The 20,638-nt window shown below is 71.8% G+C and carries 21 protein-coding genes; 7 read left to right on the top strand and 14 right to left on the bottom strand.

Annotation, left to right across the window (positions count from 1 at the left end):
• Window positions 1–42: 42 nt before the first annotated feature.
• The 8 genes from ABZ860_RS28440 to ABZ860_RS28405 form a co-directional block, all read right to left on the bottom strand.
• Window positions 43–261 (bottom strand): hypothetical protein, encoded by a 219-nt coding sequence (locus ABZ860_RS28440; protein WP_357225698.1) that lies wholly within the window; start codon window positions 259–261, stop codon window positions 43–45.
• Window positions 262–404: 143 nt separating this feature from the next.
• Entirely contained in the window at window positions 405–1,322 is a 918-nt protein-coding gene (locus ABZ860_RS28435; protein ID WP_357225696.1) for a formylglycine-generating enzyme family protein, read from the bottom strand.
• 2 nt (window positions 1,323–1,324) lie between these two features.
• A complete protein-coding gene (locus tag ABZ860_RS28430) occupies window positions 1,325–2,758 on the bottom strand; it encodes a sulfatase (protein ID WP_357225693.1) in 1,434 nt (477 codons plus the stop codon).
• Complete coding sequence (locus ABZ860_RS28425) at window positions 2,755–4,224, bottom strand: sulfatase-like hydrolase/transferase (RefSeq protein WP_357225691.1); 1,470 nt, start codon at window positions 4,222–4,224, stop codon at window positions 2,755–2,757. The genes ABZ860_RS28430 and ABZ860_RS28425 overlap by 4 nt, the downstream gene beginning before the upstream one ends.
• Before the next feature lie 8 nt (window positions 4,225–4,232).
• Window positions 4,233–5,231 carry an aliphatic sulfonate ABC transporter substrate-binding protein gene (locus tag ABZ860_RS28420; protein ID WP_357225688.1) on the bottom strand — a complete coding sequence of 333 codons (999 nt, stop codon included), beginning with the start codon at window positions 5,229–5,231 and terminating at the stop codon, window positions 4,233–4,235.
• Window positions 5,228–6,013, bottom strand: coding sequence for an ABC transporter ATP-binding protein (locus tag ABZ860_RS28415; RefSeq protein WP_357225685.1), 786 nt, complete (start codon window positions 6,011–6,013; stop codon window positions 5,228–5,230). The genes ABZ860_RS28420 and ABZ860_RS28415 overlap by 4 nt, the downstream gene beginning before the upstream one ends.
• Entirely contained in the window at window positions 6,010–6,810 is an 801-nt protein-coding gene (locus tag ABZ860_RS28410; RefSeq protein WP_357225684.1) for an ABC transporter permease, read from the bottom strand. The genes ABZ860_RS28415 and ABZ860_RS28410 overlap by 4 nt, the downstream gene beginning before the upstream one ends.
• Window positions 6,810–7,985 carry an ROK family transcriptional regulator gene (locus ABZ860_RS28405; protein ID WP_357225682.1) on the bottom strand — a complete coding sequence of 392 codons (1,176 nt, stop codon included), beginning with the start codon at window positions 7,983–7,985 and terminating at the stop codon, window positions 6,810–6,812. The genes ABZ860_RS28410 and ABZ860_RS28405 overlap by 1 nt, the downstream gene beginning before the upstream one ends.
• A gap of 221 nt (window positions 7,986–8,206) precedes the next feature.
• Here ABZ860_RS28405 and ABZ860_RS28400 point away from each other — a divergent pair, with 221 nt between their 5' ends.
• The 3 genes from ABZ860_RS28400 to ABZ860_RS28390 all read left to right on the top strand — a co-directional run bounded on the left by ABZ860_RS28400 (window position 8,207) and on the right by ABZ860_RS28390 (window position 11,500).
• Window positions 8,207–10,531 (top strand): family 43 glycosylhydrolase, encoded by a 2,325-nt coding sequence (locus tag ABZ860_RS28400; RefSeq protein WP_357225681.1) that lies wholly within the window; start codon window positions 8,207–8,209, stop codon window positions 10,529–10,531.
• A gap of 116 nt (window positions 10,532–10,647) precedes the next feature.
• Window positions 10,648–11,046, top strand: a complete 399-nt coding sequence (locus tag ABZ860_RS28395; RefSeq protein ID WP_357225679.1) for a hypothetical protein — start codon at window positions 10,648–10,650, stop codon at window positions 11,044–11,046.
• A gap of 7 nt (window positions 11,047–11,053) precedes the next feature.
• Entirely contained in the window at window positions 11,054–11,500 is a 447-nt protein-coding gene (locus ABZ860_RS28390) for a hypothetical protein (protein WP_357225677.1), read from the top strand.
• Here ABZ860_RS28390 and ABZ860_RS28385 read toward each other — a convergent pair.
• Window positions 11,472–12,311, bottom strand: a complete 840-nt coding sequence (locus ABZ860_RS28385) for an SMP-30/gluconolactonase/LRE family protein (protein WP_357225674.1) — start codon at window positions 12,309–12,311, stop codon at window positions 11,472–11,474. The genes ABZ860_RS28390 and ABZ860_RS28385 overlap by 29 nt on opposite strands.
• Window positions 12,312–12,540: 229 nt before the next feature.
• Between ABZ860_RS28385 and ABZ860_RS28380 the strand changes: the two genes are divergently transcribed.
• Together ABZ860_RS28380 and ABZ860_RS28375 are read left to right on the top strand one after the other, a co-directional pair.
• The gene (locus ABZ860_RS28380) at window positions 12,541–12,942 is read left to right on the top strand and encodes a hypothetical protein (protein ID WP_357225672.1); all 402 of its coding nucleotides are present in this window, start codon (window positions 12,541–12,543) and stop codon (window positions 12,940–12,942) included.
• 119 nt (window positions 12,943–13,061) lie between these two features.
• Window positions 13,062–13,385: a hypothetical protein gene (locus tag ABZ860_RS28375; protein ID WP_357225669.1), complete on the top strand. Its 324-nt coding sequence runs from the start codon at window positions 13,062–13,064 to the stop codon at window positions 13,383–13,385.
• Window positions 13,386–13,403: 18 nt separating this feature from the next.
• Here the strand turns inward: ABZ860_RS28375 and ABZ860_RS28370 are convergent, their stop codons facing one another.
• From ABZ860_RS28370 to ABZ860_RS28360, 3 genes are all read right to left on the bottom strand, one after another.
• A complete protein-coding gene (locus tag ABZ860_RS28370; RefSeq protein ID WP_357225668.1) occupies window positions 13,404–13,763 on the bottom strand; it encodes an STAS domain-containing protein in 360 nt (119 codons plus the stop codon).
• A complete protein-coding gene (locus ABZ860_RS28365; RefSeq protein WP_357225665.1) occupies window positions 13,753–15,102 on the bottom strand; it encodes a GAF domain-containing SpoIIE family protein phosphatase in 1,350 nt (449 codons plus the stop codon). Before ABZ860_RS28365 ends, ABZ860_RS28370 begins: the two co-directional genes overlap by 11 nt.
• 141 nt (window positions 15,103–15,243) lie before the next feature.
• Window positions 15,244–15,924 (bottom strand): SDR family NAD(P)-dependent oxidoreductase, encoded by a 681-nt coding sequence (locus tag ABZ860_RS28360; protein WP_357225664.1) that lies wholly within the window; start codon window positions 15,922–15,924, stop codon window positions 15,244–15,246.
• A gap of 83 nt (window positions 15,925–16,007) precedes the next feature.
• On the opposite strand from ABZ860_RS28360, the gene ABZ860_RS28355 reads away from it, so the two are divergent.
• Window positions 16,008–16,466: a MerR family transcriptional regulator gene (locus ABZ860_RS28355; RefSeq protein WP_357225663.1), complete on the top strand. Its 459-nt coding sequence runs from the start codon at window positions 16,008–16,010 to the stop codon at window positions 16,464–16,466.
• Here the strand turns inward: ABZ860_RS28355 and ABZ860_RS28350 are convergent.
• Window positions 16,409–17,407: a small ribosomal subunit Rsm22 family protein gene (locus ABZ860_RS28350; RefSeq protein WP_357225661.1), complete on the bottom strand. Its 999-nt coding sequence runs from the start codon at window positions 17,405–17,407 to the stop codon at window positions 16,409–16,411. The two genes, ABZ860_RS28355 and ABZ860_RS28350, sit on opposite strands and share 58 nt — an antisense overlap.
• A 24-nt stretch (window positions 17,408–17,431) precedes the next feature.
• Window positions 17,432–19,723, bottom strand: coding sequence for a polysaccharide lyase 8 family protein (locus tag ABZ860_RS28345; RefSeq protein ID WP_357225659.1), 2,292 nt, complete (start codon window positions 19,721–19,723; stop codon window positions 17,432–17,434).
• 115 nt (window positions 19,724–19,838) lie between these two features.
• Here ABZ860_RS28345 and ABZ860_RS28340 point away from each other — a divergent pair, with 115 nt between their 5' ends.
• Complete coding sequence (locus tag ABZ860_RS28340; RefSeq protein WP_357225657.1) at window positions 19,839–20,627, top strand: hypothetical protein; 789 nt, start codon at window positions 19,839–19,841, stop codon at window positions 20,625–20,627.
• Window positions 20,628–20,638: the final 11 nt, after the last annotated feature.

Below are 20,638 nucleotides of genomic sequence, written 5' to 3'. Positions count from 1 at the left end.
GGACGCCCCGCACTCGGGGGTGCGGGGCGTCCGGTCGAAGCGTCAGGCGATGAGGAACCAGAAGTTGCCCCCGCCGGTCCCCCATTCGCAGCGGAAGGAGGTCCACCAACCCCACTGGATGCCGAGGTTGCCGCCGTTGTAGCAGTCCGACTGGTAGTAGTAGGCGTACCGGATGCTTTCCGCGTGTGCCGGCGCCGTGGCGACGGACACCAGGCCGGCCGCCAGGGCCGCGGAGACGAGTAGAGCCCGAACCGTACGCATGCGATCCTCCCGGGATGGACGCCCACAGGGCGAGCGGCACCCGCAGCATCGCATCGGAGATCGCCGGCGGCCAGGGCCGCAGGAGGGCACCGATCCCGACCTGCCCCGCCGCCGGGACGGCGCTGAAAGATTCACGAACTAGATCACATAGCGACGGTGCGGAAGCCGGCGTTGGCCATGGAGGAGTCGGGGGTGTTCGACGACCGCGCCGAGTTGCGGTAGCGGTTGCAGTAGGAGTCGTGGCACAGGAACGAGCCGCCGCGCAGCACCCGGGCCCCGCCGCGCAGCGGACCGCGCGGGTTGTCCGAGGGCGAGTAGACGTAGTAGTCGGGCGCGTACCAGTCCGCGCACCACTCCCAGACGTTCCCCACCGTCTGCCACAGCCCGTACGCGTTGGGCGCGTACGTGCGAACCGGGGCGGTCGTGAGATAGCCGTCGTCCAGGGTGTTCTCCGTGGGGAAGACGCCCTGCCAGATGTTCACCCGCCACTCGTCCTGAGGCAGGTCGTCCCCCCACGGGTAGCGGGCGCCGTCGAGGCCGCCCCGGGAGGCGTACTCCCACTCGGCCTCCGTGGGCAGTCGCCGGCCCGCCCACGAGCAGTACGCCATCGCGTCGTTCCAGCTCACGTGGACCACCGGGTGGTCGGGCTCGGCCTCGGACAGCCGTCCGGCGGGGTGCCGCCAGTCGGCGCCGCGTACGCCCACCCACCAGGGGGTGCCGGGCACCGGCCCCATCACGTCGCCGGGGTGGGCGCGCATCGCCAGGTGGAAGACGGCGGAGAAGCCGTACTCCTCCGCTTCGGTGCGGTAGCCGGTCGCCTCGGCGAAGACGGCGAAGTCCGCGACCGTCACCGTCGTGGCGTCGATCGAGAACGGCGCCACGGTGACCGTGTGCACGGGGCCCTCGCCGTCACCGGGGTTGCCGTCACCGGTGGCGTCGCCCATCCGGAACTCGCCGCCGGGCAGGCGCGCCTGCTCGATCCCGTGGGCACCGTGTGCGGTGAAGCGCACCGGCTGCAACGGCTGTCCGGGCGTGGCGGGCGTGCAGCAGCTCCCCGACATGGTCAGACCCCCGTGTTTTCCAGCGATCGGGGCACCGGCTGGCTCGGGTGCGGCGCGTCGCCGAGGGCCGCCTGCGCGTGCCACATGCGGACCTTCATCTCCTCGCGGACCTCGCGGTAGGCCGGGTCGTCGTAGACGTTGCGCAGCTCCTCCGGGTCGGCCTCCAGGTCGTACAGCTCCCACTCGCCCGGGTAGGTGAACGCGCCCGTGCCGGGGATGCCCATGCCGTCGTTGTAGAAGTAGATGATCTTGTAGCGGGACGTCCGGTAGCCGTAGTGGGCCGGCGCCTTGTGGAAGACGTCGTCGTGCTCCCAGTAGCGGTAGTACATGCCCTCCGCGGGAGGCGGGCCCGGCTCGCCGGTCAGGTCGGCGAGGAAGCTGCGGCCCTGCATCCGGGGGTGGTGCGGCACCCCGGCAGCGTCCAGCACGGTCTGCGCGAAGTCGACGTTCGTGACGATCCCGGTGTGCGCCTGGCCGCCCGGGATGCGCCGCGGATAGCTCAGCACGAGCGGCATCCGCAGCGACTCCTCGTACATGAACCGCTTGTCGAACCATCCGTGGTCGCCCAGGAAGAATCCCTGGTCGGAGCAGTACATCAGCAGCGTGTCGTCGAGGTCCCCGCGCTCGCGCAGCCAGTCGACCACCCGGCCGACGTTGTCGTCCACCGACGCGACGACGGCCAGGTAGTCCTCCATGTAGCGCTGGTATTTCCACAGCGCCAGTTCCTCGTACGACAGCCCCTCGGGCGGGTCCTGCTTGAGGTCCTCGGCGTTGAGGTGCTCGGCGATCCGCATGGCGGCCCGCCGGGCCGACGACGAACGCGTCGCGTAGTCGTCGCCGAACGTCGAGGGCACCGGGATGGGGCCGGTGTACATCCCCGCGTGCTTGGCGTCCGGCTCCCACGGGCGGTGCGGCGCCTTGTGGTAGATCAGCAGGCAGTAGGGATCGTCGCCGTCGAGCGAATCGGCCCAGCTCAGCGCCATGTCCGTGATGAGGTCGGTGGCGTAGCCGGGGACGGTCCGCAGGCCCTCCTCCGACAGGAACGACGGGTCGAAGTACTCCCCCTGCTCGATCAGCACGTCCCAGTAGTCGAACCCCTGAGGGTTGTGCCCCGGGCCGTCCCCCATGTGCCACTTGCCGACGATCGCCGTGCGGTATCCGGCCGCCTTCAACTGGCTCACGAACGTCGGCTGCGCCGCGTCGATCGGCGTGACCAGCGTCGAGACGCCGTTCACGTGCGAGTACGTCCCGGTCAGGATGCTGGCCCGGCTGGGCGAGCACAGCGCGTTGGTGGCGAAGCAGTTGTCGAACCGGACGCCGAGGTCCGCGATCTCGTCGATCCGCGGCGTCCGGTTGACGACCGAGCCGTACGCGCTGACCGCGTGCGACGCGTGGTCGTCGGTCAGGATCATGACGATGTTCGGACGCCTGCTCACCGGTAGGTCGCCTCGTCCAGTCCGCTCAGCGTCGGGTCGTAGGAGACGTCGCCGACGTCGTACATCGAGGTCATCCAGTGGTAGAAGTTGTCGCCCCGGTCGCGCAGCACCTGGTAGAGCCGCCGCATCAGCCGTCCGCGCACCTCCGCCATCTCGGGGTGGCCGTAGACGTTGAGCAGTTCGTCCGGGTCGGTGAACAGGTCGTACAGCTCGTTGGTCGAGTCGGGGTTGACGACCAGCTTGTAGCGGTCGGTCCTGATCATCCGCTGCGGGTACGGGAAGTGGTGCCCGTGGAACTCGCAGACGATGTCCTGCTCCCACGGCACCTCGTGGGTGGAGGCGAGCGGCACGAGGCTGCGCGAGTCGACCGCGGGGGCCGGGTCGATCCCGGCCAGCTCCAGGATGGTCGCCGTGCAGTCCAGCAGGCTGACGAACTCGGTCCTGACGACTCCGGGCTCCTGACCGGGGATCCGCAGCAGGCCGGGCGTGCGGTAGATGTCCTCGTACATCGCCGGGCCCTTGTCGTGCAGCCGGTGGGCTCCGGTGAACTCGCCGTGGTCGCAGGTGAAGAACACGGCCGTCTCGTCGTTCAGGCCGAGGCGCCGCATGGCGTCCATGACCCGGCCGATCTCCATGTCGATGAGCGCGACGTAGCCCCAGTAGACCGCGATGAGCTTGCGCGTCACCTCCAGCGGCATGGTGTCGAACGTCCAGTGCGCGCTGTAGTTGGCCTGCACCGGCGGCTTCCCGGCGAAGGTCTCGGCGATCGACGTGGGCAGCTCGACCAGCTCGGGGTCGAACATGTCGAAGTACTCGTCCGGCACGATGTACGGCAGGTGCGGGCCGAAGAAGTTGAGCTGCAGGAAGAACGGCTTCGGCTCGGCGGCGTACCGCTCCAGCATCTCGATCGCCCGGGTGGCGAGGTAGTGCTCGAACGTCGCCTCGACCGGCTGGCGCAGCCGCGCGGCGAGCAGGTTGCCCGGCCCGCCGTTCGGCAGCGTCCCGCGGATGCGGTCGTGGATCTCGTACGGCGGCAGATCGTTGGCCTTGAGGTAGTCCAGGTAGTCGGGGTGGTCCACGGGGTTGTGCCACCCCGGCAGGTCCGGCCCGTCGAACCCGAAGTCGGCCGCCCGCCGGTGGTGCCCGACGTGCCACTTGCCGATGAGCCCGCAGTTGTACCCGGCGTCCCGCAGGGCGGTGGAGAAGGCCCACTGGTCGTCGGGCAGGTCCTCGATGTAGCCGACGTTCCTCTCGTGGTTGGCGAGCAGCTTGTGCCGGAACGGCGCCTGCCCGGTGAGCAGGCTCGCCCGCGCCGGCGTGCAGATCGCGGTGGGGGTGTACCAGCGGTCGAATCGCGTCCCGGTCCGGGCCAGCTCGTCCAGCACCGGGGTGGCGGCGAGGCGGTTGCCGTACGCGCCCAGGGTGTCGGCCCGGTGCTGGTCGGTCATCAGGAACAGAACGTTCACCGGGCTCGTCATCGGGCGGCGCCCGTGAACAGATCGCCGGTGTAGTACGTCTTCGGGTCGACGGCCGAGGGCAGCTTGCCCGCGCCGACGAAGTAGTCACCCATCCCGCTCAGCCACTTCTCGATCGTCCCGTCCTTGCTGTAGCCGTCCAGGTCGGAGAGCGACAGCACCGTGGAGTTGGCGGCGTCGGCCTTGACCTGGTCGGCCGGCAGCTTGAGCATCTCGGCGGTCGCGGCCACGGTCTCGTCGAGGTGCTCACTGCGGTACTGGATGGCGTCGCGCAGCACGCCGATGACCTTCTCGGTCTTGTCCTTCTCCTTGGCGACGACGTCGTTGCCGGCCACGAACGCGGTCGGGAACGACACGGTGTCGGCGAAGTCCTCGTTCTTGGCCAGCTCGACCAGGTCGGGGACGCTCTTCTTGATCGTGGAGATGGCCGGATACCAGAAGCCGGCCGCGTCGATCTGCTTGGAGGTGAACGCCGACACGATGGTGGACGCGTCCATCGGGACGATCTTCACGTCGTCCTTGGTCAGCCCGGCCTTCTTCAGCGCGAGGGTGAGGATCATGTCGCCGGAGGTGCCCTCGGGCACGCCGATCGTCTTGCCCTTCAGGCCCGCCAGGGACGTGATGCCGGCCTGGGCGATGACGCGGTCGGCGTTGCCGAGCGTGTTCAGCGCGATGACCTTGGCCTTGCCGGAGGCGGGCAGCCACATGGCACCGGGGCCGATGTAGCCGAAGTCGAGGTCGCCGGTGCCCAGCGCCTGGATCTGCAGCGGTCCGTTGGTGAACACGCTGACCTTGGCGTCGAGGCCGTGCTTCTTCCACAGGCCCTGCTTGTCGGCCACGGCGAGCAGGCTCGCGCCGTTGAAGTCGGCGATGTAGCCGAAGTCCACGTGGGTGGTTCCGCCGTCCGAGCCGCCCGGCCCGGCGGAGTCGTCCGACCCGCAGGCCGCCGCGGACAGTGTCACGACGACCGCCGCGGCGGCCAGGAGTGTCTTCTTCATTTCGCGGGCTCCTTGATCTGCCGCTGGTGGTACACCGCGTGCCAGACGCGGTTGCGCAGGGCCCCGAACTCGGGGCTCAGCCTCATGTCCTCGTCGCGCGGGTAGGGGAGATCGACGTCGATGATCTCCGCGATGCGGCCCGGCCGGGCGGCCATGACGACCACCCGGTTGGCGAGGAACACCGCCTCGTCGACGTCGTGGGTGATGAACATGACCGTCCGCCGGTCCTTGCTCCAGGTCTCCAGGAGCTGCTCCTGGAGCCGCACCCGGGTCAGCGCGTCCAGGGCGCCGAAGGGCTCGTCCATGAGCAGGATCGACGGGTTCACCGCGTACGCGCGGGCGATCGCGCAGCGCTGCTTCATGCCGCCCGACAGCGTCTTGGGCAGCGCGTCGGCGAACTGCTCCAGGCCGACCAGGCGGATGAAGTGCTCGGCCCGCTCCCGCCGCTCCCCCTTGGGGACCTTCGCGGTGCGCATGCCGAACTCGACGTTCTCGCGGACGGTCAGCCACGGGAACAGCGCGTACTGCTGGAAGATGACGCCGCGCTCGGGGCCGGGGCCGGTGACCGGCTTGCCGTCCACCAGCGCGGTGCCGCCGGTGGGCTGCTCCAGCCCGGCGAGGATGTTGAGCAGCGTGCTCTTGCCGCAGCCGGAGGGGCCGACCACGGTCACGAACTCGTTGTCGGCGATGTCCAGCGAGACGCCGCCGAGCGCGACGAACGGCTCCCTCCCCACCGGGAAGACCTTCTGGACGTCGCGTACGGAGATCTTGGGGGTGCTCATCGGTTCTCCTGCCAGGCCGTCAGCTTGTTGCCGGCGATCATGAGCAGCCGGTCCATGATCAGGCCGAGGACCCCGATCGCGATGATGCCGACGAAGATCGTCGGAAGGTCGTAGTAGAGCTGCGCGCTCTGCATCCGGTGGCCGAGCCCTGCCTGCGCGGCCAGGAGCTCGGCGGCCACCAGCGTGCCCCAGGCCGAGCCGAGCCCGACCCGCATGCCCACGAGGATGAACGGCGTCGAGGCCGGCACCACGACGCGGCCGAAGATGGTCCCGTCGCTCGCGCCGAGCACCCGCGCGGCGTTGATGAGCGTCCTGTCCACGTTCACCACGCCCTGGTAGGTGGAGATGACGCAGGACAGGAACGCCGCCAGGAAGATGACGAAGATCTTCGGGCTCTCCCCGATGCCCATCAGGACGAGCACCAGGGGCAGCATCGCCAGCGGCGGGATGGTGCGGAAGAACTGGATCCACGGCTCGAACAGGCCGCGGGCCACCGTGTACCACCCCATGACGAAGCCGACGATCACGGCCGCGACCGAGCCGAGGGCGAACCCGGCCAGCACACGCCCGAGCGAGGCGCCGACGTCGGTGGCGAGCGTGCCGTCCTGGATCATCTTCCACGCCGCCGAGACGACCTCGGCCGGAGTGGGGAACTGGAGTCCGGCCAGGGACAGCCCCCACCAGATCGCGATGCCGGCCACGATCGAGATGATGTTGAGGACCAGGAAGGTCCGGTTCTTGCGCGGCCGGGCGGGGGCGTTGTCGGCCCTCGTGGCGCCCGCACTGGTCACGGCCACTATCGGCCTCCGTCCGTCGTGACGTTCGCTTCGTATCCGGCGAGCAGGGGGGACTCGTGGAACAGGGCCGCGATGGCCCCGCGCGCCCCGCCGTCGTCCGAGAGCAGGGCGGGGCGGATCACGGGCGCCGCGTCGGTGCGCCACGACAGCTCGTAGGTGACCGTGTCCGCGACCTGCCGCAGCAGGGCCGGAGCGACCTGGATGATCTCGCCGCCGAGCACGATCTCGTCCGGGTTGAGTGTCATGGCCGCCGTGCCGAGCACCCGGCCGACCGCCACGCCGGCCTCGCGGAGCACCTGGTCCACGGTCGGGTGGGCGATCTCCACCGCGGCCTTCAGGTCGTCCAGCGTGTCCACCGGCACGCCGAGCTCGCGGCACCGCCCGAGGATCGCCGGGACCGACGCGACGGTCTCCACGCACCCGTTCTTGCCGCAACGGCACCGCGCGCCGCCGAAAACTGCGGTCACGTGGCCGAGCTCCCCCGCGTACCCGTTGGCGCCCTTGACGAGCTGTCCGCCCACCACGAGGCCGCCGCCGACGCCGTCGGACAGGCGCAGGTAGATGAGGTCGCGTACGGAGTCGGACTGGGCGTGCAGGGCCTCGGCCAGCCCGGCGAACCTGACATTGTTGTCGACGATCACACCGGCGTGGAAGCGGGTGGCGAACACCTCCGCCACGCCGTCGGCGCTCGAACGGTCGCCCCAGCCCGGCACGCCGATGGCGATCGCCTGGAGCGCCCCGTAGTGGACGCCGGTCTCCGCGCTCAGCCGGTCGATCAGCGCGAGCCCGGCGTCGAGGCGCTCGGGCCACTGCGCCGACTCCTCGTAGCGGGCGGTCCCGGACGCGATGATGTCGTGCGCGGCGTCGGCCACCAGGACGTTCACGCGGCGGTGGCCGAAGTCGACGCCCATGTACTGCCCGGAGGCGGGGTCGAGCGCGAGCCGCTCGGCCGGCCGGCCGCTGCCCACGCGCTCCACGGCGTCGGTGTCGACCACGCGGATGGCACCGCGGCCGAGGAGATCGCTGGTGATCTCGGAGACCGTGGTGCGTGACAGGCCGACCCGGGCTGCGATCTCGTTGCGGCTCTGCGCGCCGTTCTGGCGGAGCACGCGCAACACCCGCTCCTCATGGGAGCGGCGCACGAGGGCATGCACGCCGTTGGGGGTCGTTGACACGCTGGAAACCTAAGGTTCGTCCGTTTTTTACGTCAACCATCCGGCAAAAAGATTCGGTAAATATGCCCGACAGCTTGACGAAAGCCTCTGACCAGCGCGGACGCCTCTCCGACAAGCTCCATGGCATCCTGCCGCACCCGCCGCAGGCCCCTGAGGCCCCTGGGACACGGGATTCTGACGACGTCTCGACGGAAGAATTTGCCCTGTCTACGGTGCTCGCCGTGAGACAACTGGTGATCGGAGCCTTACTCCTCGCGTCCTCGGTGGTCCCGGCGACGCTGCCCGCCCAAGCATCGACAGCACAGGCGTCGACAGTGCAGGCGTCGACAGTGCAGGCGGCGTCCGGCCCCACCTACGCCAACCCCGTGAGCGCCGGGGCGGTGCAGACCTTCCCCGACCCCACGATGATCCGCGGCAAAGACGGCCTGTGGTACGCCTACGGCACCACGAACCCGATCGACGGGAAGAACGAGCACATCCTGCCGATGCTCACGTCACCCGACATGGTGCACTGGACGTACGCGGGGGACGTCTACACCGGAGACGACCACCCCTCGTGGTGGCCGAACGGCACGCGGCCCTGGGCTCCGGACATCCGATATGTGAACGGTGCCTACCACCTGACGTACGCGCTCTCCACGGGCGGCGTCGGGCTCGCGACCAGCCCGCATCCGACCGGGCCGTGGACCGACCACGGGCGGATCGTCCCGGCGGGCGGCAGCGGCTGCCCGACGGGCAACATCGACCAGGCCATGTACACCGACGTGAACGGTGACAACTACCTCTACTGGGGCAGCTACGACACGATCTGCGGCGCGAAGATGAACGCCGAGGCGACCGAGGTCACCGGCCCGGTCACGCAGATCGCCCGCGGTCGCCGCATGGAGGGCGGCTTCGTCGTCCGGCGCGACGGCAGGTACTACCTGTTCTACTCCGACGCCGGATGCTGCGACGGCGCGTTCAGCGGCTACACCGTCAAGGTCGGCCGCTCCGACAGCCCGCTCGGGCCGTTCACCACCCCGACCGGCGTCGACCTGATGGACCTCACCAGCAAGGACGGCATCGTCCTCGCGGCCAACGGCAACGGCTGGGCCGGCCCGGGCCACAACGCCGTCCAGACCGACCTCAGCGGGCAGGACTGGCTGGTCTACCACGCGATCCCCTCGTCGGCCCCCGAGTTCGGGCCGGTCACGACGACCTGGGGCACCACGATCAGCAACCTGAGCCGGCGTCCGCTGATGATCGACCGGCTCGACTGGATCGACGGCTGGCCGGTCGTACGGGCCGGGGCCGGGCCGTCCACGGGCGAGCAGCCGGCGCCGGTCACCACGTGGACCGTGGGCAGCACATTCAACGGGGGCGGCACGTTCGACGAGGGCGCGGACGGGTGGATCGGGCCGTGGAAGCTCGCCTCCGACCCCGACTCGCTCGGCTATCTCACCGGCAAGGGCTCGACCAGCGAGCTCAGCGACGACCAGGTCCAGGGCGACGTGCGGGTGGAGGCCGACCTGCGGCTGCGCGAGGGCGGCACCGCCGCCGGGCTCGTCGTGACCCGCGAGAACGGCGCGAGGAACATCACGGCGTGGCTCGACCGGGAGCAGGGCGCGCTCGTGGTGACGACCACGGTGAACGGGAAGACGACGACGGTCTCGAGCCCGCTGCCGGCCTCGTTCGACTACGGCTCCTGGCACAACGTGGCCGCCGAGCGGCGCGGTAGCTCGCTGGTCGTGTCGGTGTCGGCCGACCGGCTCGGGGACCCGCTGGCGACGGTCGCCACGACGCTGCCCGGCGGCGCGCCCACCTCCGGCGCCATCGGCGTGGCCACGCGCGGCGCCGCCGACGCCGACAACGTGGGCGCCGCTCCGCTCTACCGGCCGGTGACCGAGCGGGTGCCCGATCCCGTTCTGGGCGCGCAGCTCCCGGCCTACTCCGACGAGTTCGACGGCACCGGCTCTCCGACCGGCTGGGCCAAGGTCCGCAACCCGTCGGCGACCCTGTCGAACGGTTCCCTGGTCTGGCCGACCCAGAACGCCGAGCTGTACCTGGGCAACAACACCGCGTCGATCCTGCTCCGTGACGCGCCGCAGGGCGACTTCGCCGTGGAGACGAAACTCACCTTCGACGGCACGAAGGGCAACCAGCAGGCCGGTCTGCTGCTGTACGAGAACGACGACAGGTGGCTGAAGCTGACCCACTCGATCCTGCCCCTGAACAACGGCGGCGGCCTGATGCTGCACCAGACCGAGTTCGGCAAGGAGGGCCCGCGTCCCGGCACCACGCCGCCCACCGCGGTCGCCAACGCGCCCATGTTCGGCGGCCCGGCCGCGGAGACCACCTGGCTGCGGCTGCTCTACCACTACGACCAGAAGAACGGCGAGCACGACGTCCGCATGGCGTCGAGCACCGACGGCGTCCACTGGATCTGGGGCGGCACGTGGTCGCTCCCGCGCACCGGGCCCGTGAAGATCGGCCTGATCTCGATGAACACGGCGGGCGCCACCGCGACGTTCGACTACCTGCGGACGTACGAGGTGACCAGCCGATAACCGGCGACCGGCCGCCCCTTCACCCAAGGGGCGGCCGGTCAATGCGCCGGGAATGGTCCGGCGCGCTTTCCGCCGGGGCCGGGACGCGGGCCCGCGGGCGGGGTAGAGGCACTTCGATGCCGATCATCCACACCCTCACGGGACTCCCTGGCGCCCTTCCGCGGCGGCCCGCGGCGCTCGCCCTCGCGCCGGCCGTGTCACTGGCCCTGGCGGTGTCCCTGGCCTTGGCGGTGTCCCTGTCCCTGGCGGTGCCCGTGAAGGCGGGCGCGGCGGCGGCCGGCGACGGCAACGGGAACGGCTCCGCCGTACGCGTGGGCAACGGCTCGGCCAACCGCAACCTGGTGGCGATGGGCAGCACGCACCTGCGCGGCGTCCTCCACCAGTATTCGGCGGGAGTGGGCGGGCTCAGCAGCGTGCAGGGCGGCCTGTGCAGGCCGCGCGGCCGGCTCTGCGCGCTGTCGCAGAACATCCGCGCCCGCGGCCCGTCGGGCGACGACACCGGGCGCGGACGGTGAACCGCTGATGCGCGGCGGTCTCGCCCTGGCGGCGGTCACGGTCACCGTCACGGTTATGGTCACGGTTATGGTCGCGGCGGCGGCGCTCGCCGCGTCGCCGCCGGCCACCGCCGGGCACGCGGCGGTCACCCGTGCGGCCGGGACCGGCGACCGCAACGGCAACAGCGCCACCGTCCGCCTCGGCAACGGGATCCGCAACGTCAGTCAGCTGACGGTGGGCAGCGCGCGAAGCGGGACCGGCATCCAGCAGAGGACGGTCGGCGTCGGCGGCCTGGCGAACGCGCAGAGCGTCATGTGCCGCCGGTCGTCCCGTCTCTGCGACCTGACGCAGCGGGTGCGGGCGTCGGACCGCCAGAACGACGTGGTCCGCCTGCCGGAGGCGCGAACCCGGCGGGACACCGGGTCGTCGTCCGGGCGCCGGGCTTCTACGCCCAGCCCGCGCCGGGCACCGTGACCCGGGTCGAGAGCACCTGCCCGGTTCCGGGTGGCACCATCTCGGGCATGCGCCACTCGGCCGCCAGGATGAACAGCGTCTTCCCGTCCCGGCCCCCGAGCTCGCAGGCGAAGCACCCCCGGTCGACCTCGACGGTCTGGAGGACCTCACCGCCCTCCCGGATCCGTACGCACCGCTTGTTGCCGACGTCGGCGTACCAGACCGCGCCCTCGGCGTCGACGCAGATGCCGTCGGGGTGGTCCTCGCCGGTCTCGGCCCAGACCCGGCGATCGGACAGGCCGCCGTCCGCCTCGATGTCGAAGGCGACGAGCCTGTTGCCGTACGAGTCGGCGACGATCAGCGTCGCGTTGTCCCGTGTCACGGCCATGCCGTTGGGAAAGGCGATGTCGTCCGCCACCTGACGGGCCGAACCGTCGGGGCCGACGTGCACGACGGATCCGGGGGCGAACGCCCCTCCGCTGAGCATGTCGAAGCCGATGCGGTTGACGTAGATGTCGCCGCGGCCGTCGATGACGATGTCGTTCCACCCGCGCCCGAGACCGGTGAGGTCGGCCAGGACCGTGTGTGAGCCGTCGGGTTCACGTCGCAGCAGCAGCCCCCGCGCGGAATCGACGATCACCAGCCGTCCGTCGGCCTGCCATGCCGTGCAGAGCGGAAGCGAGTCCACCCGCGTCACCACGTCGTGCGTGCCGTCCAGGTCGAGCGCGATCACCTCGTGCGCCGTCCAGTCGGAGAAATACAGGCGGCCGTCGTGCCAGCGTGGTGACTCGACCAGCCCGAGACCGGTGAGCCACGTGCGCACTTCCGTCATCGAGGACTCCCTTCGCGGCGTCGAGTGGCACGGTACGCGGCCGCTACGACAGTTTCCGCGCGCCTCCCGCCGGCCACGGCGAAAGACCGGAGCACAACGGAGATCGTTCCGATGGGAGGTCCTAATCCTCGTCCAGCGACCGTGACCGGCGCGTCCGCCCGGGGTAGATGCCGGGCAGGTCCGGGCGATCGGATCTCCTTGACGGACGACGGGGAAGGCGCAGGAGAACATGGCTCGTCACAGGGCTCACACCAGGGGGCGGCACGCGCTCACCGGCCCGGCGGCGCGACTGCTGGCGCTGACCGCGCTGACCTTCACGAGCGCCGGCCTCGCGCTCGCGCCCGCGGCCGCGGGTTCGGCGACGGGCAGGGGATGGGGCGGCGGCGGCGACGGAAACGGCGCCAACTCCAGGTACGTGATCAACAACGGCCAGAACAACCTGAACTCCCTGCTCGTCGGCAGCCAGCGGAACGCGACGGGCGCTCAGCAGGTCATCACGGGCGTGGACGCGTCGGTGAACACGCAGGCCGCCAACTGCCGGCACCGCCCCGGCTGCAGGGGCGCCCAGAACCTCTGGGGCCGCAACCAGAGCTCCCCCAGGACGAACGGCACCGTGATCAACGGACGCTGACGCGCCGCGAAACGGCCGAGAACATGACGGGACACGTACGCCGGAGAACATCGGCCGGACCCCGGCGGAGGCTACGGTGTGACCAGGTCGCGGACGGACGGGCGGACGGGCGGTGGCGGATGCTTCATTCATGCGGCGCGTCTCGGCGGGTCCCGCTGTTCGCCGTCGTCCTCGTCGCGGCCGCCGCCGCGCACGTCCTCCTCACCACGCCCGCGGACGCGCGGGCCGGGCGGGAGGACGGGGACGGCCCGGTCTCCGCCGGCAACGGCACCCGCAACCGGAACATCGTCTATCTGGACAGCCCCACGCGCAATCGCGGTCACCAGCACACCGCGGCCAGCACCGCGGGCGGGGCGACCAGCGTGGCGGACGGATTCTGCCGCCGGGCCAGGCACTGCGACATCAGGCAGAACATCGTGGTCGCCGTCGCCGCACCCCTGTAGGCCCTCACCTGCCCCTGCTCATTTGCTCAGCACGCGTACGGCCTCTTCCGGGCTGTCGTAGAAGGAGAGCAGCTGGTCCAGGCCCATGATCTGGAAGACGCGGGCGATGTCGGCGTCCAGACCCGCCAGGAGCAGGGCGGCGCCCGCGTCGGCGGCGCGCTGGTGGGCCGCGACCAGTGTGGCGATGCCGGTGGAGTCGCAGAAGGTCAGGCCGGACAGGTCGACGACCAGGCCGGCGTCCGGGCCGAACTCGATCTCCTCCAGGGCCGCCCGCAGGTGTGGAGTGGTGTGATGATCCAGGTCGCCGGCCACGACCAGCAGGCGCGGCCCGGAGGTGTGCGGCTGGAGGCTGACGGTCAGACCGTTGTCATGCTGCACCGAGACTCCCGGAGGACGGTGTTCGAGTGGCGGGTGGGACGGACAGGGCGAGGATCGCGGTGTCGTCCGACACCCCCTTGCCCAGGGCCGTGATCAGGTCGTGCACGGTGGTCAGGAGGTCGTCGGCGCTCGTGGGCCCGGCGGCGGCGAGATACGCGGTCAGCCCGTCCTCGTCGAGCATCGAGCCGGACGGCGTCCGCGCCTCGGTGAGGCCGTCGGTGTAGAGCAGCAGCGCGTCGCCGGCGTTCAGGCGCGCGCTCACCTGGGCGAAGTGGGGATCGCGCAGGATGCCGATCAGCTGTCCGCCGGCGGGGTGGATGGGCTCGACGACGCCGTTCGCCCGCACCGCCAGCGCCGGGGGATGGCCCCCGGTGGCGAGCGTGACGCCGAACCCGTCGCCGTCGGGCTGCAGGACGCCGAAGACCGCCGTGCAGTAGGGCGCAGGGGCCTCGCCGCCCGCGTGCTCCTGTTGCAGGACCGCGTCGAGATTGGCCAGCACCGCGTGCGGGTCGGCGTCGTAGACGGCCGCGGCGCGCAGGGTGTAGCGGACCAGTGAGGTCAGCGCGGCGGCGTCGGCGCCCTTGCCGCAGACGTCGCCGAGGAAGAACCCCCACCGGTCGCCGTCGAGGGGGAACAGGTCGTAGAAGTCGCCGCCCACCTCGTCGGCCGAGACGGGATGGTAGGCGGCGGCCGCGCGCAGTCCGGGCACCCGGGGCAGCGCCGGCGGAAGCAGGGTGCGCTGCAGGGTGCGGGCCAGCCGCTCGGCGCCCGCGCGCAGCTCCCTTTCGACCTCGACCGTGCGGTGCGTGGCCAGCCGCACCTCCAGTTCGTCCATGACGAGTCCGGCCAGGTCGCGCAGGCAGGCCAGCTCCTCATCGGAGGCCTCACGGGGGCGGACGTCCATGACGTTGACGCTGCCCAGTGCCTCGCCGTCGGGCGTCGTGATCAGCGCGGCGGCGAAGAAACGGATGCCCGGCTCACCCCGCACCGCCGGGTGGCCGGCCGATCGAGGGTCCAGCAGCGCGTCGTGGACGACGTACGGACCGTCGTGCCGCACGGCCGCGGCGCACAGGCTGTCGACGATCCCGCGGCGCGGCAGCCCGTGCGCGGCGATGACCCGGACCGTGTCGTCGCCGACGATCGTCACGGAGGCGAAGGGAGCGTGGAAGATCCGCGCAGCCAGGGCCGCCACCCGGTCGAACGCGGCGCCGGAGGCGGTCTCCAGGGCCGCGTAGCGGCGCACGGCCGCTAGACGGCACGCCTCTGAGGTGGAGGCGAGCGGCATCGGCCTGCCGGGCGCTTCGTCGACGGTGCTGACCTCTGGCTCCTTCCGTCCCACCGGGCCGGGGCCTTGGGGAGCTCGTGTGGTCCGATGAATGGTTTGCCCTATCCTACGAAACCGTTGAACTGTTGCTTCCCCGGCCTGCCGGACGCGCGCGGAGGGCCCGGCCCACGACCCGATCCGGCGACGCCGCCGGTACTACCCGTCCGCGTCGGCCGAGCCGGTCGTACGGCCGGTGTGCAGCACCTCGCGCTCCCAGCGTCCGCGTGGCTGTGTGTGCAGGCGCCAGTAGTGCTCGGCGATGTCGTCCGGGTCGAAGTCGGTCCCGGGGGCGACCGGGCCGGCCACGGTGACGCTCGCCACATGTACCCCGGAGGGGCCGTACTGCTGGTCGAGCAGCGTCACCAGGGTGCGAACCCCGGCCTTGCCCAGGGACAGGCTCACGTACTGCGGCTTGGGCTCGGGCATGCCCCCCGTGACGAGGAAGGAGCCGCTGCCGCGAGCCGCCATGGCGGGGGCGACGTGTGCGGCGGCTGTCAGCGCGCCGACCACGTTGACCGCCCAGGCGTCCAGATGGCCGCGCAGCGGTAGCTCTCCCGGCCCGTCGGCTTGGATGATCGCCGCGTTGTACACCACCACCTCCGGCAGGCCGTGCCGGTCGGCGGCCTCGTCGAGCGCGCTGCGCAGCGCGTGCTCGTCTGTGCTGTCGGCCGCCAGAGCGAGCACGGGGACGTCGCTGCGCGCGACGGCCTCGGCACCGGCGCGCAACGTCGAGTCGCTTCGCGCGATCAGCGTGATCGCGAACCCCTCCCGGGCGAACCGGCGGGCAACCGCCTGACCGATCCCCGGCCCCGCCCCGATGATCACTGCTCCAGGCACCGCGTCTTCCCTTCTCCTGTCTCGGTGACAATGGGCGACGGTAGGGGGTCACATCCATGTGACGGTCAAGCGGAAGGAGTCGCATGCGCATCGGCGAGCTGGCCCGGGAGACCGGAGTGAACCGCCGGCTGCTGCGCTACTACGAGGAGCAGGGCCTGCTCAGGCCGGCGCGGCTGGCCAACGGTTATCGGGAGTACGCCGAGACGGACGTCGTGGCGGTGCGTCACATCCGCATGCTGCTCGCCGCCGGGCTGCCGACGGCGGTCATCGCCCGGCTGCTGCACTGCATCCATGACGAGGGCGACGTGGCGACGCCGTCAGGCTGCCCGACGCTCCTCGACAGCCTGCGGCGCGAGCGTGCTCGCATCACCAAGACGATCGACGAGCTGCGCGGCTCCCAGGAGGCGCTGGACGCCATGCTGCACATGGCGCTGCAGCAGGCCGCGGAGGCGGCGCAGGGCGAGGCCCCGCGCCGATCAACGCACTATTCGGCGGGCGGCGGCCAGGCGTCGCCCCAGACGACGTCGCGCGCCTCGCGGTAGGTGTCGCCCTGCCGCTTGGAGACGGCGCGGTCGGCGAGCCCGTCCTCGGCCGTGCACAGGCGCAGCGTCACCAGCCCCTTGCGCTTGAGGGGGTGGCGCAGGATCCGGCTCTCGGCCCTCGGCCACGGCCGCGCCGAGGCCGCGACGTAGGAGAACTTCTCGTCCTCGAAGCTCAGCGTGCCGTCCTTGATCCGCCGGTGCAGGGCGGTGCGGTTGAGGCGGACCGCGAAGTGACACCAGTCCTGGTCCGGACGGATCGGGCACTCGCCGTCGTGCGGGCAGGGGGCGACCACGTGCAGGCCCGACTGCGCCAGCAGCCGGCGGGCCGCCGCGATCCGGGCGTAGCCGGCGGGCGTGCCGGGCTCGACGATCACCAGCATGGCCGCGCCGCCGGCCGCTCCCCGTGCCAGGGACCCGACCACGTCGTTCTGGACGGCGGGCGACAGCTCGCCGAGCACGTAGGACATCGTCACCAGGTCGGCCGCCGGCGCGGGCGCGCTCCGGTCGACGAACGCCTGCTGCCAGCGCGCCTCCCGTACGGCCGCCGCGGGCGCGCGACCCGCCAGACCGCGCCCGAAGGCGATGGCGGAGGTCGACTGCTCCAGGACGGTGACCGTGCGCAGCGTCGGCCAGACCGCGCTCGCGGCCCACAGCGCGCTGCCCGTGCCGCCGCCCACGTCCACCTGCGTCTCCGGCGCGAAACCGGGGGCCAGCAGGGCGACCTGGCGCAGCGCCGCGCGCACGGCGCTGTAGGTCGCCGGCATGCGATAGCCGGCGTACGCGGCGACCGCGACCTCCGAGTTCAACGCGGGCACGCTCCGGTCGAAGCCCTCCCGATACTGCCGGATGAGCGTCTGCACGCCGCGCGTCAGCTCGGCCGCCGGGAAGCGTCCGAGCGAGGCTTCCAGCGCGTCGTCGAGGTCGTCAGGCAGGGTGGACACGGCGTTCATGATGCCCGGCCGCGCTCAGGCTGTCGAAGTGCCGAGCCGCACGGCCACCGTGCAGGAGGCGCCCTCATGACCGGCCGGCCCCGCGAAGGTGAGCGTGAGCCGGGCGCCGGTCGTCGCGCGGTCCAGGAGCGGGTGCCCGCGCACGACCCCGGCCACCGGGCGGTCCCACGTCACCGTCAGCCCGTCGAGGGCGCGCCGGGGGTCGGCCACCGTCACCGTGGCCGTGCCGTCGCCGAGGTCGCGCACGAGGATCGCGCACGGATCGGAGGCCGTCAGGCCGCCCGCCCGTCCCCCGGCCACTCCGCCCGTCCAGAAGTTCACCGCGGTGAGGCCCAGCGACGAGACCTCGATCCCCTGCTGGGCGGAGGTGTTGGCGAGCACCCGGGCCCAGCCGGGATCGGCGGCGCGGGCGGCGGTCTCGGCCGGGCCCGCCCCTGGCATGAGGTGGTAGACGTAACCGGCCGCGTCCGGGTCCACGCCGTGGTCCAGCCACAGTGTCACGTAGGCCCGGGTGATCCCCGCGGCCGTGCGGTCTTCGCGCAGCGTGCGCAGCGGCTGCCCGGCGGGCACGACGTAGCCTCCGTGGCCGTCCAGATGAGCCCATCCGGTGTCCGCGGTGAGCCGGGCGCCGGTCCTGCGGTTGTCCACGACGGTCTCGACCGGCACGCCGTCGCGGCAGGTGATGCCGGCGCCGAGGCAGACCACGGCGTCGTCGAGGAAGAACCACGACGTGAACGCCTCCAGCGTGCTCTCCAGGCCGTAGAGGTGCTGGCCCACTGCGGCGTACACGCCGTCGGTCGCGCCGCCCACCCATTCGGCCGGCGGGCGGGTGTCGCCCCACGCGCCGCCCGCGCCGTCCGGCAGTCGCCGGGTGGAGACCGTCGTGCCCGGCAGCCGGTAGGGGTCCACGGTGGGCCAGAAGGCGTCGGAGTACTGGTCACCCTGGCCGGTCGTCCACCAGTAGAGCATTCCTGAGCCGGTGTGCCAGCCGCGCAGGTTCTCGCCGTTGCCGTACTCGTAGTGCGCGACGCGGGAGGAGGCCATGCTGACCGCCGCGCACCAGCCGGGCCTGCGGTGCACGGCGCGGGCGCTCATGGGGAACAGGCGGTGCCCGGTGGGCTCGGCGGCGGCCGGGACGGTCGCGTCGTCCAGCACGGCCGACAGGCGCGCGTGGAACGCCAGGTCGCCTCCCTCGGCCGCCTCCTCGGCCGCTTGGAGCATCGGCTTCGCGGTGTCGCGCACGGCCCAGCCCTTGACCATGGCCCGCCAGCGGGCCCGCTCCGCGGCCGGGGCGGTCTCGGCCAGCAGCAGGACCGCCGCGGCGATCTGCCTGCCCCTCCTGTGGTCGCCGTACGGCCGCCTGCCGATGTCCCGTCCGCGAACGAGGTCCATGCAGGCGCCGTCGTGGACGAAGGGCGCGAACGACCTGTCCACGGCGTCGAGGACGATGCGCGCCGCCGGGTCGGTGATCTCCCACGGTGTGCCGCGCAGCACGGCGAACAGCGTCGCGAGGCCGGTCAGCAGCACCGCGCCGTACCCGCCCTGGTAGGGGACGGAACCGTGCTGGATGAACGAGCCGTCGCGGTAGAAGCCGTCGCCCTCGGTGACGTAGCCGAACACCGGGGAGAGCGCGGAGGCCGCGAGCGCGGCGCGGCCGGGGTCGGCGCCGGCGATCGCCCGCAGCAGCGTCACCGTGCACAGATCGACCCGGTTCGCCCCGGTGCTGTTGCCCTCATAGTCGTCCAGGCGGCTTTCCGGCACGAAGGTGTCCACCGCCTCGCACAGCGCCGAGACCTGGGTGTCCGTCAGGTGGGGAGCGGCCAGCACGGCCGCGTCGAGCAGCGGCCTCGGCGTGCCGATCTGCCAGTCCCACCAGTTGCCGATCTGCTCGGCGTCCGCGGCGTACACGTGCCGCACGTAGTGCTCGACGCCCTCGGCGACGGCCGTACCGAGACCCGGCTCGGCGGTCAGCCCGGTGCCCGGCAGCGCGTACGCCCGGGCCATCGCCCGCAGCCGGGCCGGCGTGGCGTCGAGGGAGGGGAAGGGCAGGTCGGGCCAGAGCGACCGGCGCGCGGGCGTCATCGCGTCGCGGTGCCGGGCGGCCTGCGCGCCCAGCCGCGCCAGCCGCGTCCGGTACGGCTCCCGCTCCGGGTCGAACGTCCCCGGGTGGCCGAGCGTGACCTCCCGCCATCGGCGCCGCAGCAGGGTGAAGGTCCCGGCGTCGCCCTTCTCGCGGGGAGCACAGGCGGCGGCCAGCACGGCGAGCCCGCCGAGCTGGAGAAATAATCGCCGGGAAGGTCCTTTCACGCGTAGATTATCCGCGCGATCCACCCCTTTCATCGATCTTCCACGCGCATCTATGGGAGCGCTCCCAAATGGCGTACCTTACTTCTGCCGTTGTCACCGGGAAAAGGAGCGCGTCGTGCGACGACTGTTACCCGTGGTGTCGTCCTGTCTGGCCCTGCTGCTGCCGCTGACGGCCGCACCGGCCTCCGCCACGCCGGCGCCCGCGTCGCACGGGCCGGGGACCTGCGCGAAGGGCGGCACGCTGTTCTGCGAGGACTTCCAGTCGCTGCCGGTCGGCGGCGCGGCGAGCCTCAAGTGGGGCGTCGACACCAAGCACGGCACGCTCATGGTGGAGCGCGGCGCCCGCGGCCAGAAGATGCTGCACGTCCACACCGAGGGCAACGGCCGGGCGTTCCTCAAGGTCGACGACTTCGCCCCGCCCGGCAACGGCTTCTACGGCCGCCTGCGGCTGCGCGTCAAGGCGTTCCCCACCGCCCCCGACTGGGCCCACTACACGCTGGTCGAGGCCACCGGCGCGGGCCCGGAGATCGTCCGGCCGCTCGGCGGCCAGTACGTCCCCACGCTGGGCGAAGACCTGTGGGGCGTCGGCGCGGACGGCGGCCCGACCGGCGACTGGACCAACTGGCGCGAGTCGGCCCCGTCGCGCCCGGACGTGTGGCAGTGCGTCGAGTGGCGGATGGACCCCGCCGACAACGCGATCTCGCTCTGGTTCGACGGCGTGCCCAAGCCCGACCTCAGCGTCTCCACGCGCAGCCACGGCGGCAACGACGTCGACTTCGTCTTCCCCCGCTTCGACACGGTGAAGATCGGCTGGCAGCTCTACCAGCCGAACCCCTCCCCCGCGGCGTACGACCTCTGGGTGGACGACATCGCCCTGAGCACCCAGCGCGTCGGCTGCGCCTGACGTCTCACGCG

It is taken from the genome of Microbispora sp. NPDC046973 (assembly GCF_040644495.1).
GTDB lineage: Bacteria > Actinomycetota > Actinomycetes > Streptosporangiales > Streptosporangiaceae > Microbispora.
This window is presented reverse-complemented; position numbering and strand designations above follow the sequence as displayed.